General features: G+C 67.5%; 28 protein-coding genes. 17 read left to right on the forward strand and 11 right to left on the reverse strand.

Annotated features, from left to right (window positions below):
• Positions 1-30 precede the first annotated feature (30 nt).
• The 4 genes from ACZYYX_RS15405 to ACZYYX_RS15420 are packed head-to-tail and all read left to right on the forward strand — an operon-like array spanning position 31 to position 4,118.
• Positions 31-1,527, forward strand: a complete 1,497-nt coding sequence (locus tag ACZYYX_RS15405; RefSeq protein WP_463815384.1) for an amino acid ABC transporter substrate-binding protein/permease — start codon at positions 31-33, stop codon at positions 1,525-1,527.
• A gap of 12 nt (positions 1,528-1,539) precedes the next feature.
• Positions 1,540-2,310, forward strand: a complete 771-nt coding sequence (locus ACZYYX_RS15410) for an amino acid ABC transporter ATP-binding protein (RefSeq protein ID WP_463815385.1) — start codon at positions 1,540-1,542, stop codon at positions 2,308-2,310.
• A gap of 51 nt (positions 2,311-2,361) precedes the next feature.
• Positions 2,362-2,784 carry a nitroreductase family deazaflavin-dependent oxidoreductase gene (locus ACZYYX_RS15415; protein WP_463815386.1) on the forward strand — a complete coding sequence of 141 codons (423 nt, stop codon included), beginning with the start codon at positions 2,362-2,364 and terminating at the stop codon, positions 2,782-2,784.
• Positions 2,785-2,819: 35 nt separating this feature from the next.
• Positions 2,820-4,118 (forward strand): ClC family H(+)/Cl(-) exchange transporter, encoded by a 1,299-nt coding sequence (locus ACZYYX_RS15420; protein WP_463815387.1) that lies wholly within the window; start codon positions 2,820-2,822, stop codon positions 4,116-4,118.
• 9 nt (positions 4,119-4,127) lie between these two features.
• Here the strand turns inward: ACZYYX_RS15420 and ACZYYX_RS15425 are convergent, their stop codons facing one another.
• A complete protein-coding gene (locus tag ACZYYX_RS15425) occupies positions 4,128-4,271 on the reverse strand; it encodes a hypothetical protein (protein WP_463815388.1) in 144 nt (47 codons plus the stop codon).
• Positions 4,272-4,326: 55 nt separating this feature from the next.
• Between ACZYYX_RS15425 and ACZYYX_RS15430 the strand changes: the two genes are divergently transcribed.
• Complete coding sequence (locus ACZYYX_RS15430; protein WP_463815389.1) at positions 4,327-5,154, forward strand: GNAT family N-acetyltransferase; 828 nt, start codon at positions 4,327-4,329, stop codon at positions 5,152-5,154.
• A gap of 307 nt (positions 5,155-5,461) precedes the next feature.
• Complete coding sequence (locus tag ACZYYX_RS15435; RefSeq protein ID WP_463815391.1) at positions 5,462-6,190, forward strand: TMEM165/GDT1 family protein; 729 nt, start codon at positions 5,462-5,464, stop codon at positions 6,188-6,190.
• Between the two features lie 323 nt (positions 6,191-6,513).
• Here the strand turns inward: ACZYYX_RS15435 and ACZYYX_RS15440 are convergent, their stop codons facing one another.
• The 3 genes from ACZYYX_RS15440 to ACZYYX_RS15450 all read right to left on the reverse strand — a co-directional run bounded on the left by ACZYYX_RS15440 (position 6,514) and on the right by ACZYYX_RS15450 (position 9,161).
• A complete protein-coding gene (locus ACZYYX_RS15440) occupies positions 6,514-6,825 on the reverse strand; it encodes a hypothetical protein (protein WP_463815392.1) in 312 nt (103 codons plus the stop codon).
• A gap of 108 nt (positions 6,826-6,933) precedes the next feature.
• On the reverse strand, positions 6,934-8,022 hold the full coding sequence (locus ACZYYX_RS15445; RefSeq protein WP_463815393.1) for a cobalamin B12-binding domain-containing protein: 1,089 nt from the start codon (positions 8,020-8,022) through the stop codon (positions 6,934-6,936).
• Entirely contained in the window at positions 8,010-9,161 is a 1,152-nt protein-coding gene (locus tag ACZYYX_RS15450; protein ID WP_463815394.1) for a PP2C family protein-serine/threonine phosphatase, read from the reverse strand. Before ACZYYX_RS15450 ends, ACZYYX_RS15445 begins: the two co-directional genes overlap by 13 nt.
• Before the next feature lie 310 nt (positions 9,162-9,471).
• On the opposite strand from ACZYYX_RS15450, the gene ACZYYX_RS15455 reads away from it, so the two are divergent.
• From ACZYYX_RS15455 to ACZYYX_RS15470, 4 genes are all read left to right on the forward strand, one after another.
• Positions 9,472-9,810 carry an STAS domain-containing protein gene (locus ACZYYX_RS15455; RefSeq protein ID WP_463815395.1) on the forward strand — a complete coding sequence of 113 codons (339 nt, stop codon included), beginning with the start codon at positions 9,472-9,474 and terminating at the stop codon, positions 9,808-9,810.
• 109 nt (positions 9,811-9,919) lie between these two features.
• Positions 9,920-10,156 (forward strand): microaggregate-binding protein 1, encoded by a 237-nt coding sequence (mbp1, locus tag ACZYYX_RS15460; RefSeq protein ID WP_463815397.1) that lies wholly within the window; start codon positions 9,920-9,922, stop codon positions 10,154-10,156.
• Positions 10,157-10,300: 144 nt separating this feature from the next.
• Entirely contained in the window at positions 10,301-10,591 is a 291-nt protein-coding gene (locus tag ACZYYX_RS15465) for an STAS domain-containing protein (RefSeq protein ID WP_463815398.1), read from the forward strand.
• A 395-nt stretch (positions 10,592-10,986) separates the two neighbouring features.
• On the forward strand, positions 10,987-12,063 hold the full coding sequence (locus ACZYYX_RS15470) for a YncE family protein (protein ID WP_463815399.1): 1,077 nt from the start codon (positions 10,987-10,989) through the stop codon (positions 12,061-12,063).
• Between the two features lie 7 nt (positions 12,064-12,070).
• Here ACZYYX_RS15470 and ACZYYX_RS15475 read toward each other — a convergent pair whose 3' ends face one another.
• Entirely contained in the window at positions 12,071-12,763 is a 693-nt protein-coding gene (locus ACZYYX_RS15475; RefSeq protein ID WP_463815400.1) for a response regulator, read from the reverse strand.
• Positions 12,760-14,319 (reverse strand): sensor histidine kinase, encoded by a 1,560-nt coding sequence (locus ACZYYX_RS15480; RefSeq protein ID WP_463815402.1) that lies wholly within the window; start codon positions 14,317-14,319, stop codon positions 12,760-12,762. Before ACZYYX_RS15480 ends, ACZYYX_RS15475 begins: the two co-directional genes overlap by 4 nt.
• A 108-nt stretch (positions 14,320-14,427) precedes the next feature.
• Between ACZYYX_RS15480 and ACZYYX_RS15485 the strand changes: the two genes are divergently transcribed.
• Positions 14,428-15,810 (forward strand): cation:dicarboxylate symporter family transporter, encoded by a 1,383-nt coding sequence (locus tag ACZYYX_RS15485; protein WP_463815403.1) that lies wholly within the window; start codon positions 14,428-14,430, stop codon positions 15,808-15,810.
• A gap of 124 nt (positions 15,811-15,934) precedes the next feature.
• On the opposite strand, the gene ACZYYX_RS15490 is transcribed toward ACZYYX_RS15485, so the two are convergent.
• Positions 15,935-17,155: a lipid-transfer protein gene (locus tag ACZYYX_RS15490; protein ID WP_463815404.1), complete on the reverse strand. Its 1,221-nt coding sequence runs from the start codon at positions 17,153-17,155 to the stop codon at positions 15,935-15,937.
• 88 nt (positions 17,156-17,243) lie between these two features.
• On the opposite strand from ACZYYX_RS15490, the gene ACZYYX_RS15495 reads away from it, so the two are divergent.
• Genes ACZYYX_RS15495 through ACZYYX_RS15505 form a run of 3 tightly spaced genes read left to right on the forward strand, consistent with a single transcriptional unit; the run spans position 17,244 to position 20,038 of the window.
• Positions 17,244-18,290 carry an NAD(P)H-dependent amine dehydrogenase family protein gene (locus ACZYYX_RS15495; RefSeq protein WP_463815405.1) on the forward strand — a complete coding sequence of 349 codons (1,047 nt, stop codon included), beginning with the start codon at positions 17,244-17,246 and terminating at the stop codon, positions 18,288-18,290.
• Between the two features lie 11 nt (positions 18,291-18,301).
• Positions 18,302-19,153, forward strand: coding sequence for a class II glutamine amidotransferase (locus tag ACZYYX_RS15500; protein ID WP_463815406.1), 852 nt, complete (start codon positions 18,302-18,304; stop codon positions 19,151-19,153).
• Positions 19,154-19,168: 15 nt separating this feature from the next.
• Positions 19,169-20,038, forward strand: coding sequence for a patatin-like phospholipase family protein (locus ACZYYX_RS15505; RefSeq protein ID WP_463815816.1), 870 nt, complete (start codon positions 19,169-19,171; stop codon positions 20,036-20,038).
• Here ACZYYX_RS15505 and ACZYYX_RS15510 read toward each other — a convergent pair.
• Positions 20,027-21,007, reverse strand: coding sequence for a patatin-like phospholipase family protein (locus tag ACZYYX_RS15510; protein ID WP_463815407.1), 981 nt, complete (start codon positions 21,005-21,007; stop codon positions 20,027-20,029). The genes ACZYYX_RS15505 and ACZYYX_RS15510 overlap by 12 nt on opposite strands.
• An 18-nt stretch (positions 21,008-21,025) precedes the next feature.
• Between ACZYYX_RS15510 and ACZYYX_RS15515 the strand changes: the two genes are divergently transcribed.
• Positions 21,026-21,424, forward strand: a complete 399-nt coding sequence (locus ACZYYX_RS15515; RefSeq protein ID WP_463815408.1) for a VOC family protein — start codon at positions 21,026-21,028, stop codon at positions 21,422-21,424.
• Here the strand turns inward: ACZYYX_RS15515 and ACZYYX_RS15520 are convergent.
• On the reverse strand, positions 21,421-21,867 hold the full coding sequence (locus ACZYYX_RS15520) for a lipoprotein LpqV (protein ID WP_463815409.1): 447 nt from the start codon (positions 21,865-21,867) through the stop codon (positions 21,421-21,423). The genes ACZYYX_RS15515 and ACZYYX_RS15520 overlap by 4 nt on opposite strands.
• Positions 21,868-22,044: 177 nt before the next feature.
• Between ACZYYX_RS15520 and ACZYYX_RS15525 the strand changes: the two genes are divergently transcribed.
• A complete protein-coding gene (locus ACZYYX_RS15525) occupies positions 22,045-22,563 on the forward strand; it encodes a cysteine dioxygenase (protein WP_463815410.1) in 519 nt (172 codons plus the stop codon).
• A gap of 1 nt (position 22,564) precedes the next feature.
• A complete protein-coding gene (locus ACZYYX_RS15530) occupies positions 22,565-22,936 on the forward strand; it encodes a rhodanese-like domain-containing protein (RefSeq protein WP_463815411.1) in 372 nt (123 codons plus the stop codon).
• A 5-nt stretch (positions 22,937-22,941) separates the two neighbouring features.
• Here ACZYYX_RS15530 and ACZYYX_RS15535 read toward each other — a convergent pair whose 3' ends face one another.
• Positions 22,942-24,633 (reverse strand): alpha/beta hydrolase, encoded by a 1,692-nt coding sequence (locus tag ACZYYX_RS15535; RefSeq protein ID WP_463815412.1) that lies wholly within the window; start codon positions 24,631-24,633, stop codon positions 22,942-22,944.
• A 22-nt stretch (positions 24,634-24,655) separates the two neighbouring features.
• The gene (locus ACZYYX_RS15540; protein ID WP_463815413.1) at positions 24,656-25,432 is read right to left on the reverse strand and encodes an enoyl-CoA hydratase; all 777 of its coding nucleotides are present in this window, start codon (positions 25,430-25,432) and stop codon (positions 24,656-24,658) included.
• Positions 25,433-25,439 lie beyond the last annotated feature (7 nt).

The following is a 25,439-nucleotide window of genomic DNA, read 5'->3' on the forward strand; positions in this document are numbered from 1 at the left end:
GCGTGATCATCACCGACAGGGAGGTTCAGCATGCGAGCCGGTAGGTGGGGACGCGCAGTCCCGCACAGAGCGGGATCGTGGGCGCGCGGGCGCGGCAGATTCATCTCGCTGCTCGGGGTGCTCCTCGTGCTCGGCGTCGGTTCCGCGCTGACGGTTCCGCAAGCCCTGCCAGAGGCCAAGGCGCAGGGGCAGACCTACACGGTCGCCACCGACACCACGTTCGCTCCGTTCGAGTTCCAGGACAAAGAGGGCAAATTCGTCGGTATCGACATGGACCTGATCCGGGCGATCGCCAAAGATCAAGGCTTCACCGTCGACATCAAACCGCTCGGCTTCGACGCCGCACTGCAGGCCGTCCAGGCCAACCAGGTCGACGGCGTCATCGCAGGCATGTCGATCACCGACGAGCGCCGCAAGGTGTTCGATTTCTCCGACCCCTACTTCGAATCCGGCATCCAGATGGCGGTGCTGAAGTCCAACAACGACATCAAGTCCTACGAGGATCTCAAGGGCAAGCGGGTGGCCGTGAAGAACGGCACCCAGGGTTCGGATTTCGCGAACTCGATCAAGGACAAGTACGGCTTCGAGGTGGTGTCGTTCGCCGATTCGTCGTCGATGTTCGACGAGGTGCGAACCGGTAACTCCGACGCGGTGTTCGAGGACTACCCGGTGCTGCTGTACGGCATCGCGCAGGGCAACGGCTTCAAGACTGTGACACCGAAAGAGGATCCGACGGGCTACGGCTTCGCGGTCAACAAGGGCCAGAACGCAGAACTTCTCACCAAGTTCAACGAGGGCCTGAAGAACCTCAAGGCATCTGGCGAGTACGACAAGATCATCAGCGCCTACCTCGGTGAAGAGGCCACCACCGACGACAATTCGTTCCTCGGGCTGATTAAGAGCACCTTCCCGCTGCTGCTCGAAGGCCTCAAGATGACGATCATCCTGACGGTCGTCTCGATCTTCTTCGCACTCATCCTTGGCGTCATCTTCGGGTTGTTCCGGGTGTCGCGAGCCATCTGGTTGCGTGCCATCGGCACCACGTTCGTCGATGTCTTCCGCGGCACACCGCTTCTGGTGCAGGCGTTCTTCATCTACTTCGGTATCCCGTCGGCGCTGGGCTTCCAGATGTCGGCGCTCACCGCGGGCATCATCACGCTGTCCCTGAACGCAGGCGCGTACATGACCGAAATCGTTCGCGGCGGTATCAATTCCGTGGACAAGGGACAGATGGAGGCGGCGCGCAGCCTCGGTATCGGCTACCTGCCGACCATGCGCAAGGTGATCCTGCCGCAGGCCATCCGCACGATGATCCCGTCCTACATCAACCAATTCGTCATCACGCTGAAGGACACCTCGATCCTGTCGGTCATCGGCATCGCCGAACTGACCCAGACGGGGCGCATCATCATCGCCGGCAACTACCAGTCGTTCAACATGTGGTTGATCATCGGCATCATCTACTTCATCGTGATCATGGCGCTCACCAAACTCTCGGATCGTCTGGAACGCCGACTTGTCAGATAGGGGCATTGTGAAATGAACCAGCTCGCACCGGAAAGCGCGACCGAGTCCACGGGCGCGGTGAAGATCCGCATCGACAATCTGAAGAAGTCGTTCGGAGATCTCGTGGTGCTCGACGGCATCACCACGACGGTCAAAGAGGGCGAAGTCGTCTGCGTCATCGGGCCGTCGGGATCGGGCAAGTCGACGTTCCTACGTTGCCTGAACAAGCTCGAGGACATTACCGACGGGACGGTCGTCATCGACGAGTTCGACCTGACCGACAAGAAGATCGACCTCGACAAGGTGCGCCAGCGCATCGGCATGGTGTTCCAGCACTTCAATCTGTTTCCGCACATGACCGTGATCGACAACGTCACGTTGGCGCCGCTGCTGACCAAGAAGATGGACAAAGCCGCCGCCGAGAAGCGGGCCATGGAACTGCTCGGTCAGGTCGGTCTGGCCGAGAAGGCACACGTCAAGCCCGCGACGTTGTCGGGCGGGCAGAAGCAGCGCGTGGCCATTGCGCGCGCGCTGGCGATGAGCCCGTCGATCATGCTGTTCGATGAGGCGACCAGCGCGCTCGACCCGGAGATGGTGGGCGACGTGCTCGAGGTGTTGCGGACGCTCGCCGCCGAGGGGATGACGATGGTGGTGGTCACCCACGAGATGGGCTTCGCCCGGGAGGTCGCCTCCCGGGTGATCTTCATGGCCGACGGCAACATCGTCGAGGACGACACCCCGGCACAGGTGTTCGATCATCCCAAACACCCACGGCTGCAGGATTTCCTGTCCAAGGTGCTGTGAAAACTCGTCGGTCACCGGAATATCGTCGGGTCGGTGGTGTTGACTGGTGGCATGACTGAGCAACCGCAGCTGAGCCCCACCGACTGGGTTCGCGACCAGACCAAGCAGATTCTCGAGCAGGGCACCACCGAGGGCGTCCACATCATGGACCGGCCCGTCGTGCTGTTCACGACGCTCGGCGCGAAATCCGGCCAGAAGCGTTATGTGCCGCTGATGCGCGTCGAAGAGAACGGCAAGTACGCGATGGTCGCCTCCAAGGGTGGCGACCCCCAGCACCCGTCGTGGTACCACAACGTCAAGGCCAACCCGGCGGTGACAGTGCAGGACGGCACCGAGATCCGTGAGATGACCGCCCGCGAGATCTCCGGTGACGAGCGCGAGCACTGGTGGTCGCTGGCGGTCGAGGCCTACCCGCCCTATGCCGAGTACCAGACCAAGACGGACCGGCAGATCCCGGTCTTCGTCGTTGAATAGGAGCGTTGAATAGCAGTGTCGTCGAGTAGCCGCTGGTGACCACGCGGGGATCACTGGTCCTCGCGGTGACCGCGACGCTTGCCGGCATCGTCATCGGCCTGGTGGGAGGCGCCTTCCGCTGGTGCCTGCAGCAGGCCGAACGGCTCCGTCTCGACCTGATCGACTGGGCGCACCACCTGCCCGGTCCCGGCTGGCTGATCCCGGTGGCCGCGTCGGCCCTGGGAGCCTGGCTGGCCGCGCTGATCGTGCGGCGGCAGCCGCTGGCCGCCGGTAGCGGCATCCAGCACGTCGAAGCGGTGTACCACGGGCACGCACGACCGCCGCTGATCGAGCTGCTGTTCGCGAAGTTCGTCGGCGGGGTGCTGGCCCTCGGTTCGGGCCTCGTGCTCGGCAGGGAGGGGCCGACCGTCCACATGGGTGCGGCCGTGGGCGCCCAGGCAGCCAGGCACGCGCGCCTCAGTGACGCCGACGTACGCATGATGCAGACCGCGGTCGGCGGCGCAGGACTGGCCGTGGCGTTCAATGCCCCGATCGCTGGCGTGCTCTTCGCGGTCGAAGAGGTCAGCAAGTCGTTCCGCATGCAGCTGGTGCTGGCCACCACGCTGGCCTCGGCGACCGCGGTCGGGTGCACCCGCCTGATCCTCGGCAACCACCCGGACTTCGCGGTCGAGCCGCTCGCCGCCCCAGCGCTGGGCTGGCTGCCCCTGTTCCTTCTCTTCGGCGTGCTCACCGGGCTGCTCGGGGCCGCCTACAACGTGACGGTGCTGTGGTTCCTCGACCACGTCGCAGCCCAGGCCCGCATCCCGGCCGTCGTCAAAGCGCCCGTCATCGGCGCGTTGATCGGGCTGGCCGCCGTCCTGGTGCCGCTGTCGGTGGGCGACGGGCAGTCCATCACCCAGCTCATTCTCAGTGGCCACACGTGGATGCTGGCCGCGATCGTCGGCTACCTTGCCGTGCGGTTCATCGCCGGGCCGCTGAGCTATTCTGCTGCGCTGCCCGGGGGGCTCTTCGCCCCGCTGCTCGCCATCGGAGCGTTGTGGGGCGTGGGCTTCGTCGCGATCGTCGATGCCGTGTGGCCACACGACCTGACGGCGCTGACCATTCCGATGGCGATCGTTGGGATGGCCTCATTCTTCTCTGCGACCGTGCGCGCGCCGGTCACCGGCATGGTGATCGTGATCGAGATGACGGCCACCACCTCGGTCACCGTGCCGATGCTGGCGGCGAGCGCGGCCGCGGTGATCGCGGCTCAGCTCACCGGGTGCGCACCGATCTACGACAGCCTGCGGGACCGGATGGTGCCCGAGCGCGGGCCGGCGGACACTGACGACTAGAGCGGGAGCTCAGTTCTCGTCGGGGATCTGATCGCGGGTCTGCCACCCCGCGGGTGCGTCCGGGTCGTCGTCCTGATGATCGAGCTTGTCCTGCAGGTCGCGCTGCTCGTCGGTGGCTTGGGTCGCGTCCTCGGGTGTGTTGTTGTCGGTCACGGCGCTCAGGATTCTCCGTTGACCGTGCCGCCAAACACCGGTTTGATCTGACGCCATGCTGTTCTGCGGTACCGCGCTGGCGCAGCGCATCGAAAGCGCCGAGACCGACCTGATCGGGGCCGCGACCCGCGCCGCCGGCCGCCGCGGTGCGCCGGGGGTCACCATGCCCGTCGCCGGTGGCCTCGCGTGCTACGCAGACACAGACTCACCGATGAACAAGGTGGTCGGGCTGGGCTTCGACGGGCTGCCCGACGCCGACTCGCTCGACGAGATCGAAAGGACCTTCGCCGAACGCCGGGCGGCCGTCGCCGTGGAGCTGTGCACCCTCGCCGAGCCCGGCATCGCGGCGCAGCTGAGTGACAGGGGCTATCGCCTCGTCGGCTTCGAGAACGTGCTCGGGTGCGCGCTGCCGGCCGCAGCGAACCCTGCCCCGGGACCCGAGGTGTGGCGGGCCGAGGCCGGGGAGCGCCAGGCCTGGCTCGACGTGATCGTCGAAGGTTTTGCCCACCCCGACGGCGAGGGGGTGCCCAGCCACGAGGAGTTCCCCCGCGGCGTCATCGCCGATGCGATGAACGACATGGAGGAGGCCGGCGCGGTGCGTTACCTGGCCGGCGTGGACGGCGCCGTGGTCGGCGGCGCGGGCATGCGGACCGCGGATGGCATCGCCCAACTGACCGGTGCGGCGACCGCTCCCGAGTTCCGGCGTCGGGGTGTTCAAGCCGCCCTGCTGGCGTACCGGTTACGGGCTGCTGTCGAGGCGGGATGCGACCTTGCAGTGGTGACCACGGCGCCCGGTTCGCTGTCGCAGAAGAATGTGCAGCGCAAGGGATTTCACCTCCTGTACAGCCGCGCGGTGCTGGTACGCGTCGCTACGGGGTGCTAGAGGCGTCACTTTAGGATACGGGTACCCGAACAATTACGGTCGATCGTTCAAACTTACTGTGCGCCAGTCTCTTTCAGGCCGGATGAGTTGCGCTCGATCGAGCCCGAGGGTAGCCTTACTCGAAGCGAAGGGGAGTAGCCCCTAATCAGATGGTCGACACACTGGCTCTGCGCCTGCGCATCAGCCCGGTCATCTGAACCGGACTTCGGGTTCGGTGGGCGAGACCTTCGGCCGTGCATCGTTTTTCGGTTGCCGGCCGGAGGCATGACCCGATCCGGCCGACAGCCACGAGTAGAGGAGTTTGTCGGTGATCGCCGCCCTGCTGCTGAGTTTCGCCGTGATCTTCGTGGCCGAACTCGGCGACAAAAGCCAGCTGATGGCGATGATGTTCGCCCTGCGCTACCGGTGGTGGGTGGTGTTGTCGGCGATTCTCGCGGCTACAACGGCTGTGCACGTGCTGTCGGTCGCGATCGGGCACTACCTCGGCGCCGCCCTCCCCACGCACCTCCTCGGCCTCATCGCGGGCGCGATGTTCGTGTTCTTCGGCCTGTGGACGCTGCGTGGTGACTCGCTCACCGACCAGGAGGCCTCCCGGGCGCAGCGCGCCACCGCGCCGGCGTTCTTCGTGGTCACTTCGGCGTTCATGCTGGCCGAGCTCGGTGACAAGACGATGCTCGCCACCATCACGCTGGCCGCCGACAACAACTGGCTGGGTGTGTGGATCGGCTCCACCATCGGCATGGTCGCCGCTGACGCGCTGGCCATCCTGGTGGGCGCGGTGGCCGGAAAGCACCTGCCGGAACGGGTCATCCAGGTGGTCGCCGCGGCGTTGTTCGGGGTGTTCGGCATCTTCATGGTGGTCGACAACCTGCGTCCGGGTCTGCCCGCGATGGTCGGTATCGGAATCGCGGTCGCGGTCGTCGCTGTAGTGGGACTCGTACTACGAGCCCTGCCCGAGCGCCTACGGCCCGCGGTGCTGCGGCCCGCGCCGCGGTTGCCCGCCGAAGCTCCGCCCGTGGAAGCCGCTCGGGACTAGATCGGTGCCACCGACCGGATCGCGATCTGCTCCGTTTCGCACATCCGGCACGTCAGGGGTCGAACGTTCAATCGCACGTTGGCAATTCGCAGAGCGCGTCGGCACATCGGGTAGGGGCATCCGCACGACAGGGTGACCCACCATTGCGCGGGGTGCGCCAGCGGGCCGCAGAAACGTCGGCATGTGCACAGGATGTCGGGCTCGAAATCCAGGTCCGCCAACGACGGTTCCAGCAAGGTGGTCACGGCCCCCAAGGCTAAAGTGAGGGTCGAGGGTTTTGCGGGAGGCGCGCGCGGACCCGGACGTCGAACTCGGCACGCCGATCACGAGCAGTTCAGCGTGACCGTCACTTTCGGCTTCGGGAATCTCGTGAAGACGGTGATGTCGTCGTCGTCGATCGGGATGATCTGCGCCGGACGCGAGAAGGTGTTCACGTTGGTCACCTCGCACTCGTCGAGCGGGGCGCTGCCGACGCGGTTGATCCGGACATCAGCGCCAGAAGCCTTGAGCTGGTTGATGGTCGCCACGGCGTTGCCGCCGGAGCCGCCGCTCGAGTTGGGGGCGGCCTGGGCCGTGGCGGCCGTTGCCAGCATCGCGCCCGCGGCGATCAGGGTGGCGGTGATGGTTCTGGTCATGTTGAAAACTCCCTGTGGTGTCTCTGTGAGCATGTCAACCGAAGACACGGTGCCCGCGGCCGAATGGTTCACCGTCACCGAAAAAATGCGCGCACCGAATCCGGCGGGTCAGTGGCCGTCGGCGTAGTGGGTGTCGAGGATGGCGCGTGAGAGCGGGTAGGCGCGCAACGCTGCCGAGGTCGCCACGCCCAGCTCGTCGACGACGGCGGCGTCGAGTCCTCGCGTGGTGACCACGTCGGCGATCCAGGCCACCGTCTCGGGGATCGGTCTGCTGTCGCCGGTCAACAGGACCGCCGCAACCGCATGCAGCAGCTGGTTGAGCGCATCGATGGCCATGGCCGTGTCCGCGGCGGCGAGGCGGCCGCCCGCGGTCACCGACCAGGACGCGGCGAGCCCCTCGACGATCCTGCGGTGGTCGTGTTCGAGATCAGCTTGCTCGGCTGCTGCCTGCGGTGGCAACGGCGAGACGGGCGGAACCACCGGGGGCAGGCTCGCGATCGCGGCCAGTGCCCCGTGTGCGTCGGCCGCCCACGCCGTCGCGCCGAGAGCCTTCGCGCGCACGTCGTCGATTCCGAACGCGGGCCCGCCCACCACGATCGGCACTCCCGCGGCGGTGCTGGCCTCGATGAACCGCCGCGTCGCCGGCAGCGATCCCAAGACCGAGCAGCTGACCGCCACCGCTTCAGGGCCGTGGTCCTGCAGATACTGGTTCAGCCGTACAGCAGATGTGGCCGCACCCATCAGGATGCTGTCCCACCCGGCGCTGCGCAGTGTGCAGTCGATGATCATGGCGGGCAACGCATGCCACTCCCGCTCGGCGCAGGCGACCAGGACCCGGCCGCGCGTCGGCGCCACCGCCCGCACGTGCCGGCCCACCGCTTTGGTCGCGGCCACCGCCATCGCGGTCGCGGCGTGCTCCTCGGCGATGGTCCACTCGCCGCGCTGCCACCGCTCCCCGTTGTCGCGCTGCACGGCGGCGACCACGTCGGTCAGCACCGTCACGGGGTTCAGCCCGTCAGCCAGCATGCGCTGGATCAACGACTGCACCCCCGCGGCGTCACGCGTGGCGACCGCATCCCGATACGGCTGCACCCGCTCGGCGGCGCTCGACGACGACGGAGGAGGAGTCGAGCCATCGGGCCCGCTTGACGACGACGGAGGAGGAGTCGAGCCATCGGGCCCCCTCAGCCCGGACACGTCACCGCCAGTACCGCGATGTCGTCATGCGGTCGGCCGTCGACGTACTCGACGACCTGCTGTTCGACCACCTCGCACACCACGTCGGGGGAGGCGCCCGCGTATGCGGGCAGAAGCCCGATCAACCGCTCCACGCCGAACAGGCCCTGCGCGCCGTGCGCCTCGTCGACGCCGTCGGTGAACATCAGCATCGTGTCGCCGCGCTCCAGGCGCAGCGAAATGGTCCGGTACTCGACGTCGGGGATCATCCCGCAGGCCGTGCCGAACACCTCGAGCTGCTCCACGTGCCCGTCGTTGCGCACGACCAACGGTGCCTGGTGGCCCGCGGTGGCCAACTCGACATCGACGTGCGAGCCCGACTCGGCTATGTGTATCCCGGCGCAGAGCACCGTCACGAACTGCTCGGGTCGTGTCTCGTACAGCACGCTGTTCAACGCCCGCAGGAGCATGGCCGGCCTGCGGTCGAAGTAGGCGGCGGTGCGAATGCTCTGCCGGGTACGTCCGGTCAGCGCGGCCGCTTCGACGCCCTTGCCGCTGACATCGCCGAGCGTGATGAGCCAGTCCCGGTCCGCGCCGAGCACGTCGTAGAAGTCGCCGCCGATGTCGATGTGTTCGGCCGCCGGTCGATACCGTGCGGCCAGGTGGAGGTGGTCGACCTCGGGCAGCGACGGCGGCCGCAGGGCACTGCTGAGCACGGTTGCGATCTGCGTGCGCTCCTCGTAGAGGCGGGCCGAGTCGAGCGCGATCGCGGCTCGGGCCGCGAGGTGGCCGGCGAACGCGGTGTCCTCGGCGTCGAACGTTCCGCGACGGCCGAGCAGCAGCGACCCCAGCGTGGCACCGCGCGCGTTGAGCCCGACGGCCAGAAGGTGCGTCAACCCCAACGCGGCGACCTCGGCGCGCAGGGCGGGATGCGGCAGCAGCTCGGCGAGCGACGGGTCGCCGACATCGGAGCTGACGTCGCTGTTTCCCGTGCGCAGCACCCGGTCCAGACGGCTGCCGGCGATCGCGGTCTGCGAGATCGTCGCGGTGAATCCCACCGACTCACCGCCCTGGAGAAGGAGCCCGCCGGTGCGCGCGTCCGGCATCGCCAGCAGAGCCCAGTCGGCGAGTTCGGGTTTGAGCAGCGTCAGGAGCCGCATCGCCGTGCGTCTGGGGTGCAACGAGCCGGCGAGGCCCAGCTCGACCTCTTCAGCCAGTTGAGTGCGCGTGCGAACGGAGCACCTCCGATTTCAGCCCTGTGCCCATGGACATGCCAACCTCAGACATGGTCCAACGTAGTCGTCGCCGGTGTCGATACGCGCAGGTCGGCGAATCCGGTCGGCCCGACTGTTCCGGCTCTCCGTTAACCTGTAGCCGGTTGTCGGCACCGGCACCGAGTCGAACGGGTTCAGACTGCAGCCTCATGACATCGTCGCCCCCTGCAGGGCGTAGAGAGAAGAGGCATCGCGCGTGCAGCAATTCAGCGAACACCAGGTCAACGGCGTTGTCGTGATCGCCGCTGCCGGTGCTGTCGACATGCTGTCCGCGCCCCAACTCCAGGACGTGATGAGTGCGGCAGCGGATCGCCGTCCCGCCGGGCTGATCCTCGACATGACCGAGGTCGACTTCCTCGGGACGGCGGGCATGGAAGTGCTCGTGACCACGCGCAAACAGCTCGATGGCACCACCCGATTCGCGGTCGTTGCCGATGGTCCCGCCACCAGCCGCCCCCTGACGATCATGGGCTTGGCCGATTACATCGAACTGTTCTCGTCATTGGATGACGCGCTGAGCGACTTCGCTGGTTGAATGTTTGGTGTTCTGAGGGCCAGGGAACAGACGCATCGCTGAGCGGCCAGGCCGCTCCCTGGACTGGAGATGATCCATCCGGGCACAACACTGAAGAGGGAGCGCTCCCGTGGGTGACAACAATTCTGGTCCCGAAGAAGCCGTCAAGGGTGTCGTCGAAGACGTCAAGGGCAAGGCCAAAGAGGTCGCTGGAGTCGTGACCGGCCGCGATGATCTGCAGCGCGAGGGTGAGGCTCAGCAGGACAAGGCCGAGGCCCAGCGGGAAGCGGCGCAGAAAGAGGCCGAAGCCGAGAAGGCGCGCGCCGAAGCCAAGGCCAACGAGGCCCGTCAGAAGGCCGAGCAGTAATAGCCATGACGCAGTGATGTCCGTGTCATGACCGTCACGTCCATTCGGAGCAGGTCATCAGACTGTCGAAGCTTCTCCGTGGCTTCGACAGAGTTGACTGTTGCGACCAGGACGCGCGGTCGTGGCCGGGCGAAGGAGGCGACCGTGGCGATCGCCGGTGAGGTGGACGCCGCCAACGCCAAACATTTCGCGCATACGATCCGCGAGGCCGCCGGCGCCTCACGCGCGGTGGTCGTCGACCTCACCGCTGTGGCGTTCATGGCGTTCGACGGTGCGTCGGCACTGTATGCGCTCAGCGCACACTTCTCCCGCGAGGACGTGGAGTGGTGCGTCGTCGGAAGCCCCGCGGTGACCCGGGTGTTGGCGCTCTGCGACCCCGAAGGACTGATTCCGCGGACCGATATCGCTATTCTGCGCGGAGTCGAACCGGCCTGAGTGAACCGGCGGGCCAGGCATGACAGGTGTCGCTGCCGGAGTTCGAGACCATCTCCCTGCCGTGTCGCGGTGTGATCTGGCGCTCATTTCGCGTGCTGGAATCTAAGAATCCTGAGTGCGCCGACTTCGTCACATTCGGTAACAACGATTGCGGATCGGCCGTCCCGCGCTGTTCACCGAGTGTTTGCTCGTTGCCATGGCAAGGTAACGAATCGATAACCAAGAGAAGTCTAAGTATGTCTTGAGAGTTTCGCGTCGACCACGGGCGCAAGTGACCTTTGGCACCTCTGACCTTGATATTTCGTCGTTACACTCGGTCCAGACCGCGCCCATGAGGGTTGCTGACAGACGTAATCGGACCCGGGCGACGTCGCCCCGGGGGAGGTGAGACTTCGATGGCCAAATTTGCGATGCCCATGGTGAAAGCGATGCGCAAGCATGCTTCTGCGCCCGACGAGACCGCTGGGACCGACGTGGCAGTTGTGGACCACGCCGACGGCATGCGTCGTCTGACCGTGGGACGCGGACCGATCGGCGACCTCGCGGCCGGACCCCGCGCCGTTGCCGTCGCGAATCCGACCCGCGACACCCTCACGCTGCTCGATCCCCACACCTTGGACGAGCGTGCCGTCGTGCGCCTCGGTGGCGAGCCGACCGGTGTCGTGGTCAGCGATGACCGCGCCTACGTCGCCGTGACCTCCGCTCAACAGGACATGGTGATGGTCGTCGATGTGGAGACCGCCGCCGTGACGGCGACCTTCCCGGTCGCGTCCGGCGTCACCGCGCTCGCGGTCGGACCCGACGGCAAGCGGCTCTACGCGGGACGTGCAACCGGTGATCGCGTCGAAGTGACGGTCATCGACGTCACCGCCGAGCGCGCCGGCACCATCGACATCGGGCAGGGCCCGGCGGCCAACATCGATGCGCTGGCGCTCGATCCCCGCGGACGGCGCCTCTTGGTTGCCGTCACCGACGATCGGGGGAGCCAGCTGGTCATCGTGAACGCCGAGACGACGCGCGTGCAGCAGGTCGTGCCGGTCGGGTCGCCGCTGCGCGACCTGGCCTGCGCGGGCGACACCGTGTACGCGCTGACCTCCGACCGCGAAGTCGGTGGCGCCGTTCACGTCATCGATTTGGCTACCGCCCGCGTCGCCAGCACGGTCGTCGTGGGCGGAGCCCCCACCCAGCTGTCACTCAGCCGCGACGAGGCGCGTGTCTATGTCGTCGACTACGACCGGGTGCACGTCATGTGCACGGTGCGGCTCGAGGTCGTCGACGCCATGACCGCACCGGCCCGGCCGTCATGCGTGGCGCACAGCGCTGATGGTGGCGAGCTGTTCCTCGCGGATTACGCCGGGGATATGACCGTGCACGCGGTCGAGTCGACGCTCGGCATGCTCTACTCCCAGTTCCTCGCGACGGAGCCGTTCGCACTGACCGCGCCGCGCACCCGCCAGCCGGTCACCGTCTGAAATCCGCTCAGCGCCACTGATACCGGGTCTTCGGTCTGCCCGCCTTGCCGTAGTCGGTCTCGCGGCGGACCGTGCCCTCGTCGGCCAGCCGCTCCAGGTAGCGCCACGCCGTCACCCGCGACACCCCGATCTGCTTGGCGACCGTGTCCGCGGTGACGCCGGCGTCGCCGGAATCGCGGACCGCGCGGGCGATCTCGTCGTTCGTGCCCGGAGCGATACCTTTCGGTGCGGCCGCGCGGTCGGGCCCGATCCGCAGCTCGGACAGCGCACGGTCGACCTCGGCCTGGCTGGCGGCGTCGGTACCGGCCGGCAGGGCCTCGCGATAGCGCGCGTACCGCTCGAGGCGATCGCGGAACGCGGCGAACGTGAACGGTTTCAGCAGGTATGCCAAGGCCCCGTGGCCGACCGCGGCCCGCACCATCTCCAGGTCGCGTTCCGAGGTGATCGTGATGATGTCGGGAGCAGGGCGCAGCCCTGACAGCGCCGATGCCAGGGCGATACCGTTCGCGTCGGGCAGACCAATGTCGAGCAACACCAGATCGATCGCCGCGCCGTCGGCCGCCGCCTCCGAGGCCGCGCGCATCGCATCCCGGGCGGTGTGTGCCACCGCCGCCACCGTAAAGCCTTGCAGGCGGCCGAGATACGCCTGATGTGCCTCGGCGATCAGCGGCTCGTCCTCGACGATCAGAACTTTGATCACGCGCTGACCTCCACAGTGACCACCGAGCCGTAGGTGATGTCGGCGCGCAGCGAGCCACCGTGCCGCTTGACCACCTGAGCCACCAGCGCCAGCCCGAGGCCGTGCTGTTCGGCGTCGCTGCCTGTCTTGGTCGAGTACCCGCGCCGCATCGCCTTGTCGAAAGTCTTGGCGTCCATGCCTTCTCCGCTGTCGGCCACCCGGATCAGTAACCGTTCGTCGCTGTGGTTGACCGTGACCTCCACCCACGGATCCGATTTGTCGCAGGCATCCATCGCGTTGTCGATCAGGTTGCCCAACACCGTGACCATCTCCGAGCCGGTGAGCGGATGCCCGTCGCCGGCGGGCAGGTGGGTGTCCTCGGTGACGGTCAGCTCGATCCCGCGTTCGTCGGCCTGGGCGGTCTTGCCGAGCAACAGAGCGACCAACGCGGGTTCGGCGACCGCGCCCGACAGACGATCGACCAGATGCTGGGACAGCTCCAGCTCGGCGGTGGCGAACCGGACCGCCTCGTCGGCACGCCCCATCTCCACCATCGTCACGATGGTGTGCAGGGTGTTGGCTGCCTCGTGAGCCTTCGCGCGCAGTGAATCGGTGAGCACCTTCAGCGAGTTCAATTCGCCGAGCGCGCCCTGTAATTCGGTGCGATCGCGGATCGTCACCACCTCCGACGTCCGTCCGGCCGACGCCACCGGTGAGCGATTGACCACGAGCACGCGGTCGTCGGTGACGTGGACCTCGTCACGGGCCCCGGGCGCGAAGGACTGCAGGAATTCCGGCAGGTCCGCTCTGTCCACGGCGCCGGCGGGCAACGACAACAGCCGTCGCGCCTCGTCGTTGACCACCGCGACTCCGTTGCGGTCGAGCACGATGAGGCCCTCGGACACGGAGTGCAGGATCGCGTCGTGGTGGTCGTACATCACCCGCAGCTCGTCGGGCCGCAGACCATGGGTTTGGCGCAGCAATCGCCGCCGGATACCCCAGACTCCCACCAGAGCGACGGCGAGGGCGCCGGCGCCCACCGCGGCGATCACCGGCCACTGCGATCGCCACCGCTGCGCCAGGCTCTTCTGCAGGATGCCGGCGGCGACCAGGCCGACGATCCGGCCCGATCCGTCGCGCACCGGTGCAACGGCGCGGATCGACGGTCCCAGCGTCCCGGTGTAGGTCTCGGTGAACGTCTCACCGCGCAGCGCCGGCTCGATGGTGCCCAGATACTTGCCGCCGATCTGAGTGGGGTCGGTGTGGGTGAACCGGGTGCGGTCGGGGGCCATGATCGTGATGAACGCGATGTCGGTGTGGGTGCGCACCAGCTCGGTCATCGGCTGCAGGACCTCGGTGGCACGGCCCGACTCGATGGCCTGCGCTGTCGACGGAGCGTCGGCGAGAGAGGTGGCGATCCCCACGACCTGGTCGCGCGCCGACGCGTCACCGTCTTGGCGTGCATCGATTAGCGCGAGAACGCTGCCCGCAGCCACGATCAGCGCGATCACCAGCACCTGCAGCGCGATCGCCTGGCCGGCCAGCGAGCGCGGCCAGGCCACCCGGAACCGTCGCATCGTCGCGCACACCCTTCGCTGAACGAAATGAACTAAAACGTGACCTGGCTCACGCCGTGGCAGACCATCCTTTCAGACCACATCGTCACCCAAGCTCGGAGGAACCCCATGACCACCACCGTCGACCGGCCCCCCACACCGGAAGCGCCCAAAAAGCGCGACCGTACCCACTGGCTCTACATCGCCGTCATCGTCGCGGTGATCGCCGGCGTCGGCGTCGGCATCCTCGCCCCGGAAGTGGGCAAGAGCCTCGGGGTGCTCGGCACGATGTTCGTCGCGCTGATCAAGATGATGATCGCGCCCGTCATCTTCTGCACGATCGTGCTGGGCATCGGCTCGGTCCGCAAAGCCGCCACCGTCGGCAAGGTCGGCGGGCTCGCGTTCGTGTACTTCCTGGCGATGTCGACCTTCGCGCTGGCGATTGGTCTCGTCGTCGGCAACCTGTTGCACCCGGGCACCGGCCTGAACATCAGCTCGACCACGGCCGCCAAGGGCGCCGAACTCGCCGACAAGGCACATGAGGCCGGCGGGCTGATGGACTTCGTCCAGGGCATCATCCCCACGTCGATGTTCTCCGCGCTGACCGAGGGCAGCGTGCTGCAGGCGCTGTTCATCGCATTGCTGGTCGGCTTCGCCGTGCAGGCCCTCGGCTCCACCGGTGAGCCCATCCTGCGCGGTGTCGAGCACCTGCAGAAGCTGGTGTTCAAGGTCCTGAGCATGATCCTGTGGCTGGCCCCGATCGGCGCCTTCGGCGCGGTCGCCAACGTCGTCGGCCAGACCGGCTGGTCCGCGGTGGGGCAGCTGCTCACCCTGATGCTCGGCTTCTACATCACCTGTGCGATCTTCGTGTTCGGCATCCTCGGCTCGCTGCTGCGGCTGGTCTCCGGGATCTCGATCTTCAAGCTGGTCCGCTACCTGGCTCGCGAGTACCTGCTGATCGTGTCGACCTCGTCGTCCGAGTCGGCGCTGCCCCGCCTCATCGCCAAGATGGAGCACCTCGGTGTGGACCGCTCGACCGTGGGCGTGGTGGTTCCCACCGGCTACTCGTTCAACCTCGACGGCACCGCGATCTACCTGACCATGGCGTCGCTGTTCATCGCCGGTGCGCTGGGTGACCCGCTGTCCATTCCCGAGCAGATCGGCCTGCTGGTGTTCATGATCGTCGCCTCCAAGGGCGCGGCCGGTGTGACGGGTGCGGGGCTGGCGACGCTGGCCGGCGGCCTGCAGGCACACCGCCCCGACCTGCTCGACGGCGTCGGCCTGATCGTCGGCATCGACCGGTTCATGTCCGAGGCCCGTGCGCTGACCAACTTCTCGGGCAACGCGGTGGCCACGCTGCTGGTCGGTTCCTGGACCCACACGATCGACAGGACCAAGGTCGACAACGTGCTCGCCGGGCGAGATCCGTTCGATGAGCTGACAATGGTCGACGACGGACACGGCTCACGCGTTCAGGAGCCGCAACAGGAGAAGGTCCCTGCCGCGGTGTAGGACGCGAGGAGGAAAGACCCGGCCGGTGCTTCCCGGCCGGGTCTTTTCATTGCGCGAGCAGACGCGAACTCGAGCATGTCGTGCGGCGTGTCACACGAGTTCGCGACTGTTCGCCGGAAAAATCTCAGCGGTCGGCGCGCTGATAGGCCGTCACGACCGCCGCGCCGCCCAGCCCGATGTTGTGCTGCAGCGCCGCCGTCACGCCGTCGACCTGCCGCTTGTCGGCGTCACCGCGCAACTGCCAGGTCAGCTCGCTGCACTGGGCCAGGCCCGTCGCGCCGAGGGGATGGCCTTTCGAGATCAGCCCGCCCGACGGATTGACCACCCAGCGTCCGCCGTAGGTGGTGTCCCCGTCGTCGATCAGCGCCGGCGCCTCGCCGGGCCCACACAGGCCGAGGGCTTCGTACAGCAGCAGCTCGTTGGCCGAGAAGCAATCGTGCAGCTCGATCACCTGGAAGTCCTGCGGGCCGAGCCCGGACTGGTCGTACACCTTCCGCGCAGCCTGCACGTTCATGTCGTACCCGATGATGTTGGCCGCGCTGCCGTCGAACGTCGACGCGAAGTCGGTGGTCATCGACTGCCCGACGATCTCCACTGCCCGGTCCGCCAGTCCGTGGGAATCCACGTACTCCTCACTCGCCAGCACCACGGCCGCAGACCCGTCGGACGTCGGCGAGCACTGCAGCTTGGTCAGCGGATCGGAGATCATCTTCGCGGCCAGGATGTCCTCGAGGCTGTATTCGTCTTGGAACTGCGCATACGGGTTGTTCACCGAATGCTTGTGGTTCTTGTAGCCGATCTTCGCGAAGTGTTCGGCGGTGGTGCCGTACTTCTGCATGTGCTCGCGGCCCGCGGCGCCGAACATCCACGGCGCCACCGGGAACTGCATCGCGTCGACCTCGTTGAGCGCCAGAATGTGTCGCTTCAGCGGTGACTCGCGATCGTCGGCACCGCCACCGAGCGAACCCGGCTGCATCTTCTCGAAGCCCAGCGCCAGTACACAGTCGGCGAGCCCGCCGCGGATCGACTGGGCGCCCAGGTACAACGCCGTCGACCCTGTCGAGCAGTTGTTGTTGACGTTGACGATCGGGATGCCCGTCATCCCCAGCTCGTAGAGCGCCCGCTGTCCCGACGTCGAATCACCCGAGCAGTACCCGACGTAGCCCTGCTCTATTTCGGTGTACTCGACACCCGCGTCGGCGAGCGCCTTGGTCCCGGACTCACGCGCCATGTCCGGATAGTCCCAACCTTCTCTGCGGTCCTGATGGTCCGCTCCGCCAGCTCCGCGTCCGCCGGGCTTCTCGAACTTCGTCATCCCCACGCCCACGACGAACACTCGCTTCATGTGCTGATCCCTTCGCCAATCGCGACCGGCCCGCCGGGCGCTGGTGTACATCTGAGTAGAACACGTTCCATTTTCACGAGGAGTCGACATGGCGTTGCGCGTCGTGCAGTGGGCGACCGGTGGGGTCGGCGTGGCCGCCATCAAGGGCGTACTCGAACACCCTGAACTCGAACTCGCCGGGTGCTGGGTCCACTCGTCGGCCAAGGCCGGCCGCGACGTCGGGGACCTGATCGGCGCAGCCCAGCTCGGGGTCACCGCCACCGACAGCATCGACGAGATCCTCGCGATGGACGCCGACGCGGTCATCTACGCCCCGCTGATCGCCAACCCCGACGAGGTGATCGCGCTGCTGAGTGCCGGCAAGAACGTCGTCACCCCGGTCGGCTGGCTGTATCCCAGCGAGCGCAGCGGCGCGCCCCTGCGGGAGGCCGCGCTGGCCGGCAACGCGACACTGCACGGCACCGGCATCGCGCCCGGCGGTATCAGCGAGAAGTTCCCGTTGATGCTCTCGGCGATGTCGACGGGCGTGACTTTCGTGCGCGCCGAGGAGTTCTCCGATCTGCGGACGTATGAGGCCCCTGACGTCCTGCGTCACGTGATGGGTTTCGGCGAGACGCCGGACAAGGCGCTGACCGGGCCGATGCAGAAGATGCTCGACGCCGGGTTCATCCAGGCCGTGCGAATGTGCGTGGACCAGTTGGGTTTTCACGCCGATCCGCGGGTGCGTGCCACCCAGGAGATCGCTGTGGCCACCGCGACCATCGAATCGCCGATGGGTCCGATCGAGCCGGGGCAGGTGGCGGGCCGCAAGTTCCACTGGGAGGCACTGGTCGACGGTGAACCCGTGGTCCGGGTGACGGTGAACTGGTTGATGGGGGAGGACCACCTCGATCCCGCATGGACCTTCGGCCCGGCCGGGCAACGCTACGAGATGGAGGTGCGGGGCAACCCCGACTTCACCGTGTCGGTGACAGGATTCCAATCCGAAATCGGCGGAGAGGGGCCCGAATACGGCGTGGTCGGGACGGCCGCCCACTGCGTGAATTCGGTGCCCGCGGTCTGCGCCGCACCGCCGGGCATCGCCACCTACCTGGACCTCCCCCTGATCAGCGGCAAGGCGGCACCGCACCTGTAGAGGAGAACACGATGTGCCGCCTGTTCGGGATGCACGCCGGCGCGCCTGTGCCGGTGACGTTCTGGCTGCTCGACGCCCCCGACAGCCTGGCTGAGCAGAGCCGCCGCAATCCCGATGGCACCGGGTTGGGTTACTTCGACCCAGCGGGCGAGCCGGTCGTGAACAAACAACCGCTGGCCGCATGGCGGGACGCCGAATTCGCCAGGGAGGCCCGCGACGTCGTCGCCAGCACGGTGCTGGCCCACGTGCGCTACGCCTCCACCGGCGCCCCCGACGTCACCAACACCCACCCCTTCGTCCAGGACGGCCGGCTGTTCGCCCACAACGGCGTCGTCACCGACCTGGACGCGCTCGACACACGCCTGGCCGAGCTCGGCTGCGCTGATCTGGTTGTGGGACAAACAGATTCGGAGAGAGTGTTCGCACTCATCACCGGCGCCGTGCGGGCCCGCGACGGCGACGTCACCGCCGGGCTGATCGACGCGGTGCGCTGGCTCGGCGCCCACGTCGGTGTGTTCGCGATCAACATCCTGCTCTGCACCGCGACCGAGATGTGGGCGCTGCGCTATCCGGACACCCACGACCTGTTCGTGCTCGACCGCCGCACACCCGCCGAGCACGCCCGCTGCGAGATGCGCAGCAGCAGGATCAATGCGCGTGCCGGCGACGGCCCGTCGGTGGTGTTCGCAACCGAGCGGATGGACGACGACCCCGCCTGGCGCCCCCTCGGCGACGGTGAACTGGTTCATGTCGGCCCCGGGTTGGACCTCACGTCGACGACCGGCGTCCTCGAGCCGCCACGGCATCGCCTGAGCGTCGCCGATCTGAACCCCGAGGCGGCGGCCAGTCAGATCGTCCGGTAGAGAAGAGGGGTGACGTTGCCCCATAGAACGACGACGAGTCGTGGCCTTGTGCTGGCCGGTGGCGGATTGGCCGGAATCGCCTGGGAGACGGGCATTCTGTTGGGGATCACCGACGAAACGCCCGCCGTGGGACAGGCGCTGCTGGCTTCCGACGTGCTGCTGGGGACCTCGGCGGGATCGACGGTCGCCGCCCAGCTGTCCAGTGGCCTCGCCCTGGAGGAGCTGTTCGCCCGCCAGCTCTCCGAGACCTCGCACGAGATCCACCCCGGGGTCTCCGTCGACGGCATCACCGCACTGTTCCTGGACGCCGTGATGACCCCCGGCGCCACCAAGGAGCAGAAGCTGCAGAAGATTGGCGCCGTCGCCGCGGCCACCGACACCGTCGACGAGTCGGTGCGCCGCGCGGTCATCGCCCACCGATTGCCATCGCACGACTGGCCCTCGCGCGACCTGAGGATCACCGGAATCGACATCGCGACAGGCGAACTCGTGGTGTTCGACCGTAGCTCCGGCATCGAGTTGATCGACGCGGTGGCCGCCAGCTGCGCGGTGCCCGGCGCCTGGCCGCCGGTCACCGTCGCCGACCGGCGCTACATGGACGGCGGCGTCGGCAGCTCGGTGAACATGTCGGCTGTCTCCGACTGCGACACCGCCGTCGTCCTGGTGCCGTCCGCGTCCGATGCGCCGTCGCCGTGGGGCACCGGCACGGCCGACGAGATCGCTGCCTTCCCCGGTGCCACGGTGGCCGTCTTCGCCGACGCCGACGCGCTGGAAGCCTTCGGCCCCAATCCTCTCGACCCGGCCTGCCGGGCGCCCTCCGCGCAGTCCGGGCGCGCCCAGGGCCGGCGCGAAGCGGCCCGCGTCGCGCAGTTCCTAGGTCTCTGAGGCAGCGACGCTCGCCTCGAGCGTGTCGAGCGCGGCGCTGGCCAACTCCTGCCCGATGTCGATCACCTCATTGGCGCGATGGAAGTCCAGGCTCCGGCACACCGTGCGCGGCACCTCGATCAACAGGTCGGGCGGATAGGCGGCCAGCGTGTGCCGGGCCAACGCCGCCTGCGCGATGTCGATGACACGATTCATCACCTCGAAGCCGCCCAGCTTCGGCACCAGCGGCATCACCGGTTCGCTGGGAGCCTCCACGGGCTCGTCGTCACCCACGACGAACCGACCCAGCACGGCCCGCCCCGTCGGGGTGTCGAGTAGTGAGCGGGCGGCCTTCGAGTCCAGCAGCGACGACGAACTGCGCCACATCCGGTTCAGCCAGTCGCCGGTGGCCTGCCGGGGTACCCGGTCGCGACGGTGTGCCTCGGGATCGTCGCCGGAGAGGCTCACCGCGATCGTGACGTCGGCGGCGACGGCGGCGATCGGGGCCATCGGCAGCGGATCGAGGATTCCGCCGTCGGCCAGCAACCGGCCGTCGAGTACATGCGGGGTGATGACACCCGGGATCGCGATCGACGCGCGGATCGCGTCGTCGACCGGACCGCGTTGCATCCACACCGACTTTCCCGTGATCAGGTCGGTGGCCACCGAGGTGTAGGGAATCGGGAGGTCCTCGATCCTCACCTCGCCCAGGATCTCCCGGACCGCGTCGAGGATCTTCTCCGCCCGCAGCACGCCTGCCGATGTGATCGACGGATCGAGCAGACGTAACACCGCACGCTGGGTCAGCGAACCGGCCCATGTCGTGTACTGGTCGAGCCGTCCCGCGGCCTCCAGTCCGCCCACCAGGGCACCCATCGACGACCCCGCGATGCCGACGATCTCGTGGCCCCGCTCGTGGAGTTCGTTGATCACCCCGATGTGGGCGTACCCGCGGGCGCCTCCGCTGCCCAACGCCAATGCGACCCGCATCCGCCCATTCTCGCTTGCATGAGCCGGCCGCGACGGGCAACCCTGTCCCACATGATCGGAACACTGCGTTCAGTCGTCGTCGATTGCCCCGACCCCCTCCGCCTGGCGCGCTTCTGGGCCGAGGTTCTCGGTGGCGACATCACCCAGGAGGACACAGACTGGGTCGTGGTCACCGGCCCGGACGGGCGTCGGCTGGCGTTCCAGCTCTCTCCCGAGCACCAGCCGCCGCAATTCCCCGACCCGCACGCCTCACAACAGATCCACTTCGACGTGATGATCGAAGAGGACCACCTCGAGGCCGCTCAGGCGGAGGTGATCAAGCTGGGCGCGACGTGGGTGCAGGACGTCGACGAGGACCGGTTCCGGGTGTATCGCGACCCGGCCGGCCACACGTTCTGTTTCGTCTGGAACGACTAGCCGCACAGCGCGTCGGCGGCCGACTCGACCGCCACGATGATCGCGGACTGCTGACCGGGCGACAGCTGCGTCCAGCTCTTGTCGAATTCTCCCGATCCCACCGTCGGTGCGCTCTGCAGCATCTTCAGGTACGGCTCGATCTGCGCCTTCGGATCCCCGCCGCGGGTGTCCATGTACGTGCGCGCAGCACGGCAGTTCTGGAAGTAGTCGTCCTCCGTGGATTCCGCGGGTGCGCCCACCTTGGTCGTCACCCCGCCGGGTGAGACGGCCACGGCGTTCGGAGCCAGCGATTCGGTGGTCGTGGGGGCCGTGCTCGGCTGGGCGAGCGGTGACGACGACGTCTCGGTGGTGGGCGTGGACGGGGTGGGATTCGAGGAGCAACCCGCCACGGCGAGGGCGCCCGCCGCGACGAGGACAGCGATCCGGACGGCAGAGGGGACCATTCCGCCAATGTAGCCGCGAGGTGCGCAATTCCAGATTCACGGTGAGATTAACTCCGGGACCTGGCGAAGCGTCGGGTCTCGTGCCACAGTGGGAACGTGCGTAACGGAATGACTCGGGAGTGTTGTCGGGCCTGACCCCGACCCCCCATCCGTCCGTTCCCTTCCTGGAGTTCTCCCATGGTTCTCGCGCCTACCCGGCTGCGCCCAGCTGACCTCTTGCACGCCACCGACAGCTACGCCTCCGACGTCCTCGGCGGCCGCTACGACGACATCCTGCCGGTCGGCGGGCCGCCCACGACCGAACGGTGGTACACGCGGCTGCACGGCGACGACGAGCTCGACGTCTGGTTGATCAGCTGGGTACCCGACCACGCCACCGAGCTGCACGACCACGGCGGCTCGCTCGGGGCGCTCACGGTTCTGTCTGGAGCGTTGCATGAAACACGTTGGGATGGAAAGAAACTGCGCCATCGTCGGCTCGAGGCGGGCGATCAGGCCGCCTTCCCGCTGGGGTGGGTGCACGATGTGGTGTGGGCACGTGAAAGCGTCACGGTGCCCTCGCCGATCTCTACGCCGACCCTGAGCGTGCATGCCTACTCGCCGCCGCTCACCGCGATGTCCTACTACGAATTGTCCGAACGAAACACGTTGCGGCGCAAACGGACCGAATTGACCGACCAACCGGAAGGTAAGTGACATGGGAAGCCGCATCGATGTCGTGCTCGAGAACGCCCGCACGAAGATCAACCGACTGACCGCAGACGAGCTGCCTGCCGCGCTGCGGCGCGGAGCCATCCTGGTCGACATCCGACCCGCCGCGCAGCGGGCCATCGAGGGCGAAGTGCCCACCGCGCTGATCATCGAGCGCAACGTGCTCGAGTGGCGACTCGACCCCACCAGCGACGTCCGCATTCCGCAGGCCGTCGACGACGACGTCGAATGGGTGATTCTGTGCTCGGAGGGCTACACCTCGAGCCTGGCCGCCGCGGCGTTGCAGGAGATCGGCTTGCACCGCGCCACCGACGTGGTCGGCGGGTACCACGCGCTCAAGGGCGTGCTGGTCTACTAGCCGGTTCAGCTGTTCTCGTCGCTGCGCAGCAGCGGGCGCAACTTCTCCGTCTTCGCCGCAGACCACCCCGGCGGCAACAGGATCGAGGCCCACGCGTCGGCGACGTTGCGCACGTAGACGTGGCCATGCCCGTCGGGCACGTCGACTGCCACCGCCATGTCGGCCGACACCTGCAGGAACGTCACCACCGGAATCCACTGCATGTCAGGGGAGACGTCATAGCCACGTGGCTCCCGCAACCAATCCGGTTTGGCGAACAGGAGATCCGGACTCCACCAGGCGATCGGATCCGACGCATGCTGAAGGTAGACCACGCGCGGCTGCCCCCACGGATCGTGCGGCCTCTGCAGATCGCGAGGCTCGGCGACGAATCGCACGTTCTCGCCCTTGTCGTAGATCGGTAGCCATTGCGGCGAACCGGGATCGCGATTGGCGGTCAGATCGGTCCAGATCGTGTTGTTGAACGTCGGACCGCTGAACAACGCGCCGTCGGTGCGGGCGATCAGGTTGTTCAACGCCAGGAACGGCGCCTCGCCACCGAAGGAGCCGAGGCTCTCACCGAACACCACGAGCTTGGGTCGCTGCGCCTCGGGCATCGCGCGGACCAACTCGTCGACGGCCTCGAACAGCGCCTGGCCCGCCTGCCGCGCGTTCTCCTTGTCAACGAGGAACGACAACCAGCTCGGCAGGAAGGAGTACTGCATCGACACGATCGCGGTGTCGCCGTTGTACATGTACTCCAGGGCAGTGGCTTCGGCCGCGTTGATCCAGCCCGTGCCCGTCGTCGTGGCCACGGCCACCACCGCGCGGTCGAGACCGCCGGTGCGCTGCAGTTCGCGCGCGGCCAGCGCCGCGGTGGCCTTGATCCCGACCGCCGAATTCAGGCCCGCATAGGCGCGGATCGGCTCGACCGCCGGCCGGCCGTTGAACGCGCTGAGCTCGGAGACCGACGGCCCACCGCCGACGAACATGCGGCCCTGGTGGCCCAGCGACTCCCAACTGACCAGCGACCCCGGACCGCCTGAGCGCAGCGGCGTCTCGGGAGCCGGATTGTCGGGATCGGTCTCGTCGTTGACCGCGGCGAACGTGCTGTTGATCGTGCTCATCGCGAACCGTACGACGACGCCGTTGAGCAGCGCGATCGTCAACGCCAACAGCAACGTCACCACGATGACCGCCGAAACCCGAGGCGGCGCAACACGATCGAGCTGCCGAACCAGGTAGCTAACCAGTCGGCGGATCAGTTGGCCGATCTCGACGAAGGCGAACAGCGTGATCACCGAGATGACGGCCGCCAGGGGATAGTCCCAGAACGTCAGCCGCGGCACACCCATCAGATCCCGGACGTTGTCCTGCCATTCGTGGAACCAGATGATCGCCAGGATCATGCCGACCGCACCCACCACGACGAGGATCAGCCAGGCGCGGCGAGGAGCCGGCGGGCTGGAATCCTTGGACCGCATGTAGCGCACCAGCCACACCGAGAAGACGCCGAGCAGGTATCCGAAGGCCCCGGCGCCACCGCTGACCAATCCCTGGAACAGGGGACCCCGCGGCAGCAGGGACGGCGTCAGCGACAGCCACAGCAAGACGAGACCGACCGCAGTGCCGGTGAACGTGTAGTGGCGCTCCCACCACGGTTTCCGGGTTGCCTCCGCGGGCGGCTCGGCCGTCGGCGGGGCGGCGGTGGCGGTCACGAAGGCATGGTAGCGGTGGGTGTCAGCGGTGGGAGAAGTTCGGCGAACGCTTCTCGGTGAACGCGGCCATGCCCTCGCTCTGATCGTCGGTGGCGAAGGCGGAGTGGAACAGCCGGCGCTCGTAGAGCAGACCCTCGGCAAGCGTCGACTCGAAGGCGCGGTTCACGGCCTCCTTGGCCATCCGGGCCGCCGACAGCGACATGCCGGCGATCGTCGCCGCGGTGGCGGCGGCCTCCTCGAGCAGGGCGTCGGCCGGGACCACGCGCGACACCAGCCCCGCTCGCTCGGCCTCCTCGGCGTCCATGGTGCGGCCGGTCAGGATCAGGTCCATCGCCTTGGCCTTCCCGATGGCGCGGGTCAGCCGCTGCGAACCACCCATACCCGGCAGAACACCCAGCTTGATCTCGGGCTGACCGAATTTCGCGGTGTCAGCGGCGATCAGGATGTCGCACATCATCGCCAGTTCGCACCCGCCGCCGAGTGCGTAGCCGGCGACCGCGGCGATCGTCGGTGTGCGCGTGGCTGCGAACTTGCCCCACGCGGCGAAGAAGTCCGACGAAAACACCTCGGCGAAGGACAGATTCGCCATCTCCTTGATGTCCGCGCCTGCGGCGAACGCCTTCTCGTTGCCGGTGAGCACGATGGCGCCGATACCGGGATCGGCATCCAATTCGGCTGCAGCGGAGGTGACGTCGTTCATCACCGCAGTGTTGAGGGCGTTGAGCGCCTTGGGCCGGTTCAGCGTGATGGTGGCGACCCGGCCCTCGCGGGTGACGAGGATGGTCTCGTAGTCGGTCATGATCGCT

The organism is Mycobacterium sp. IDUB_1, from assembly GCF_055419625.1.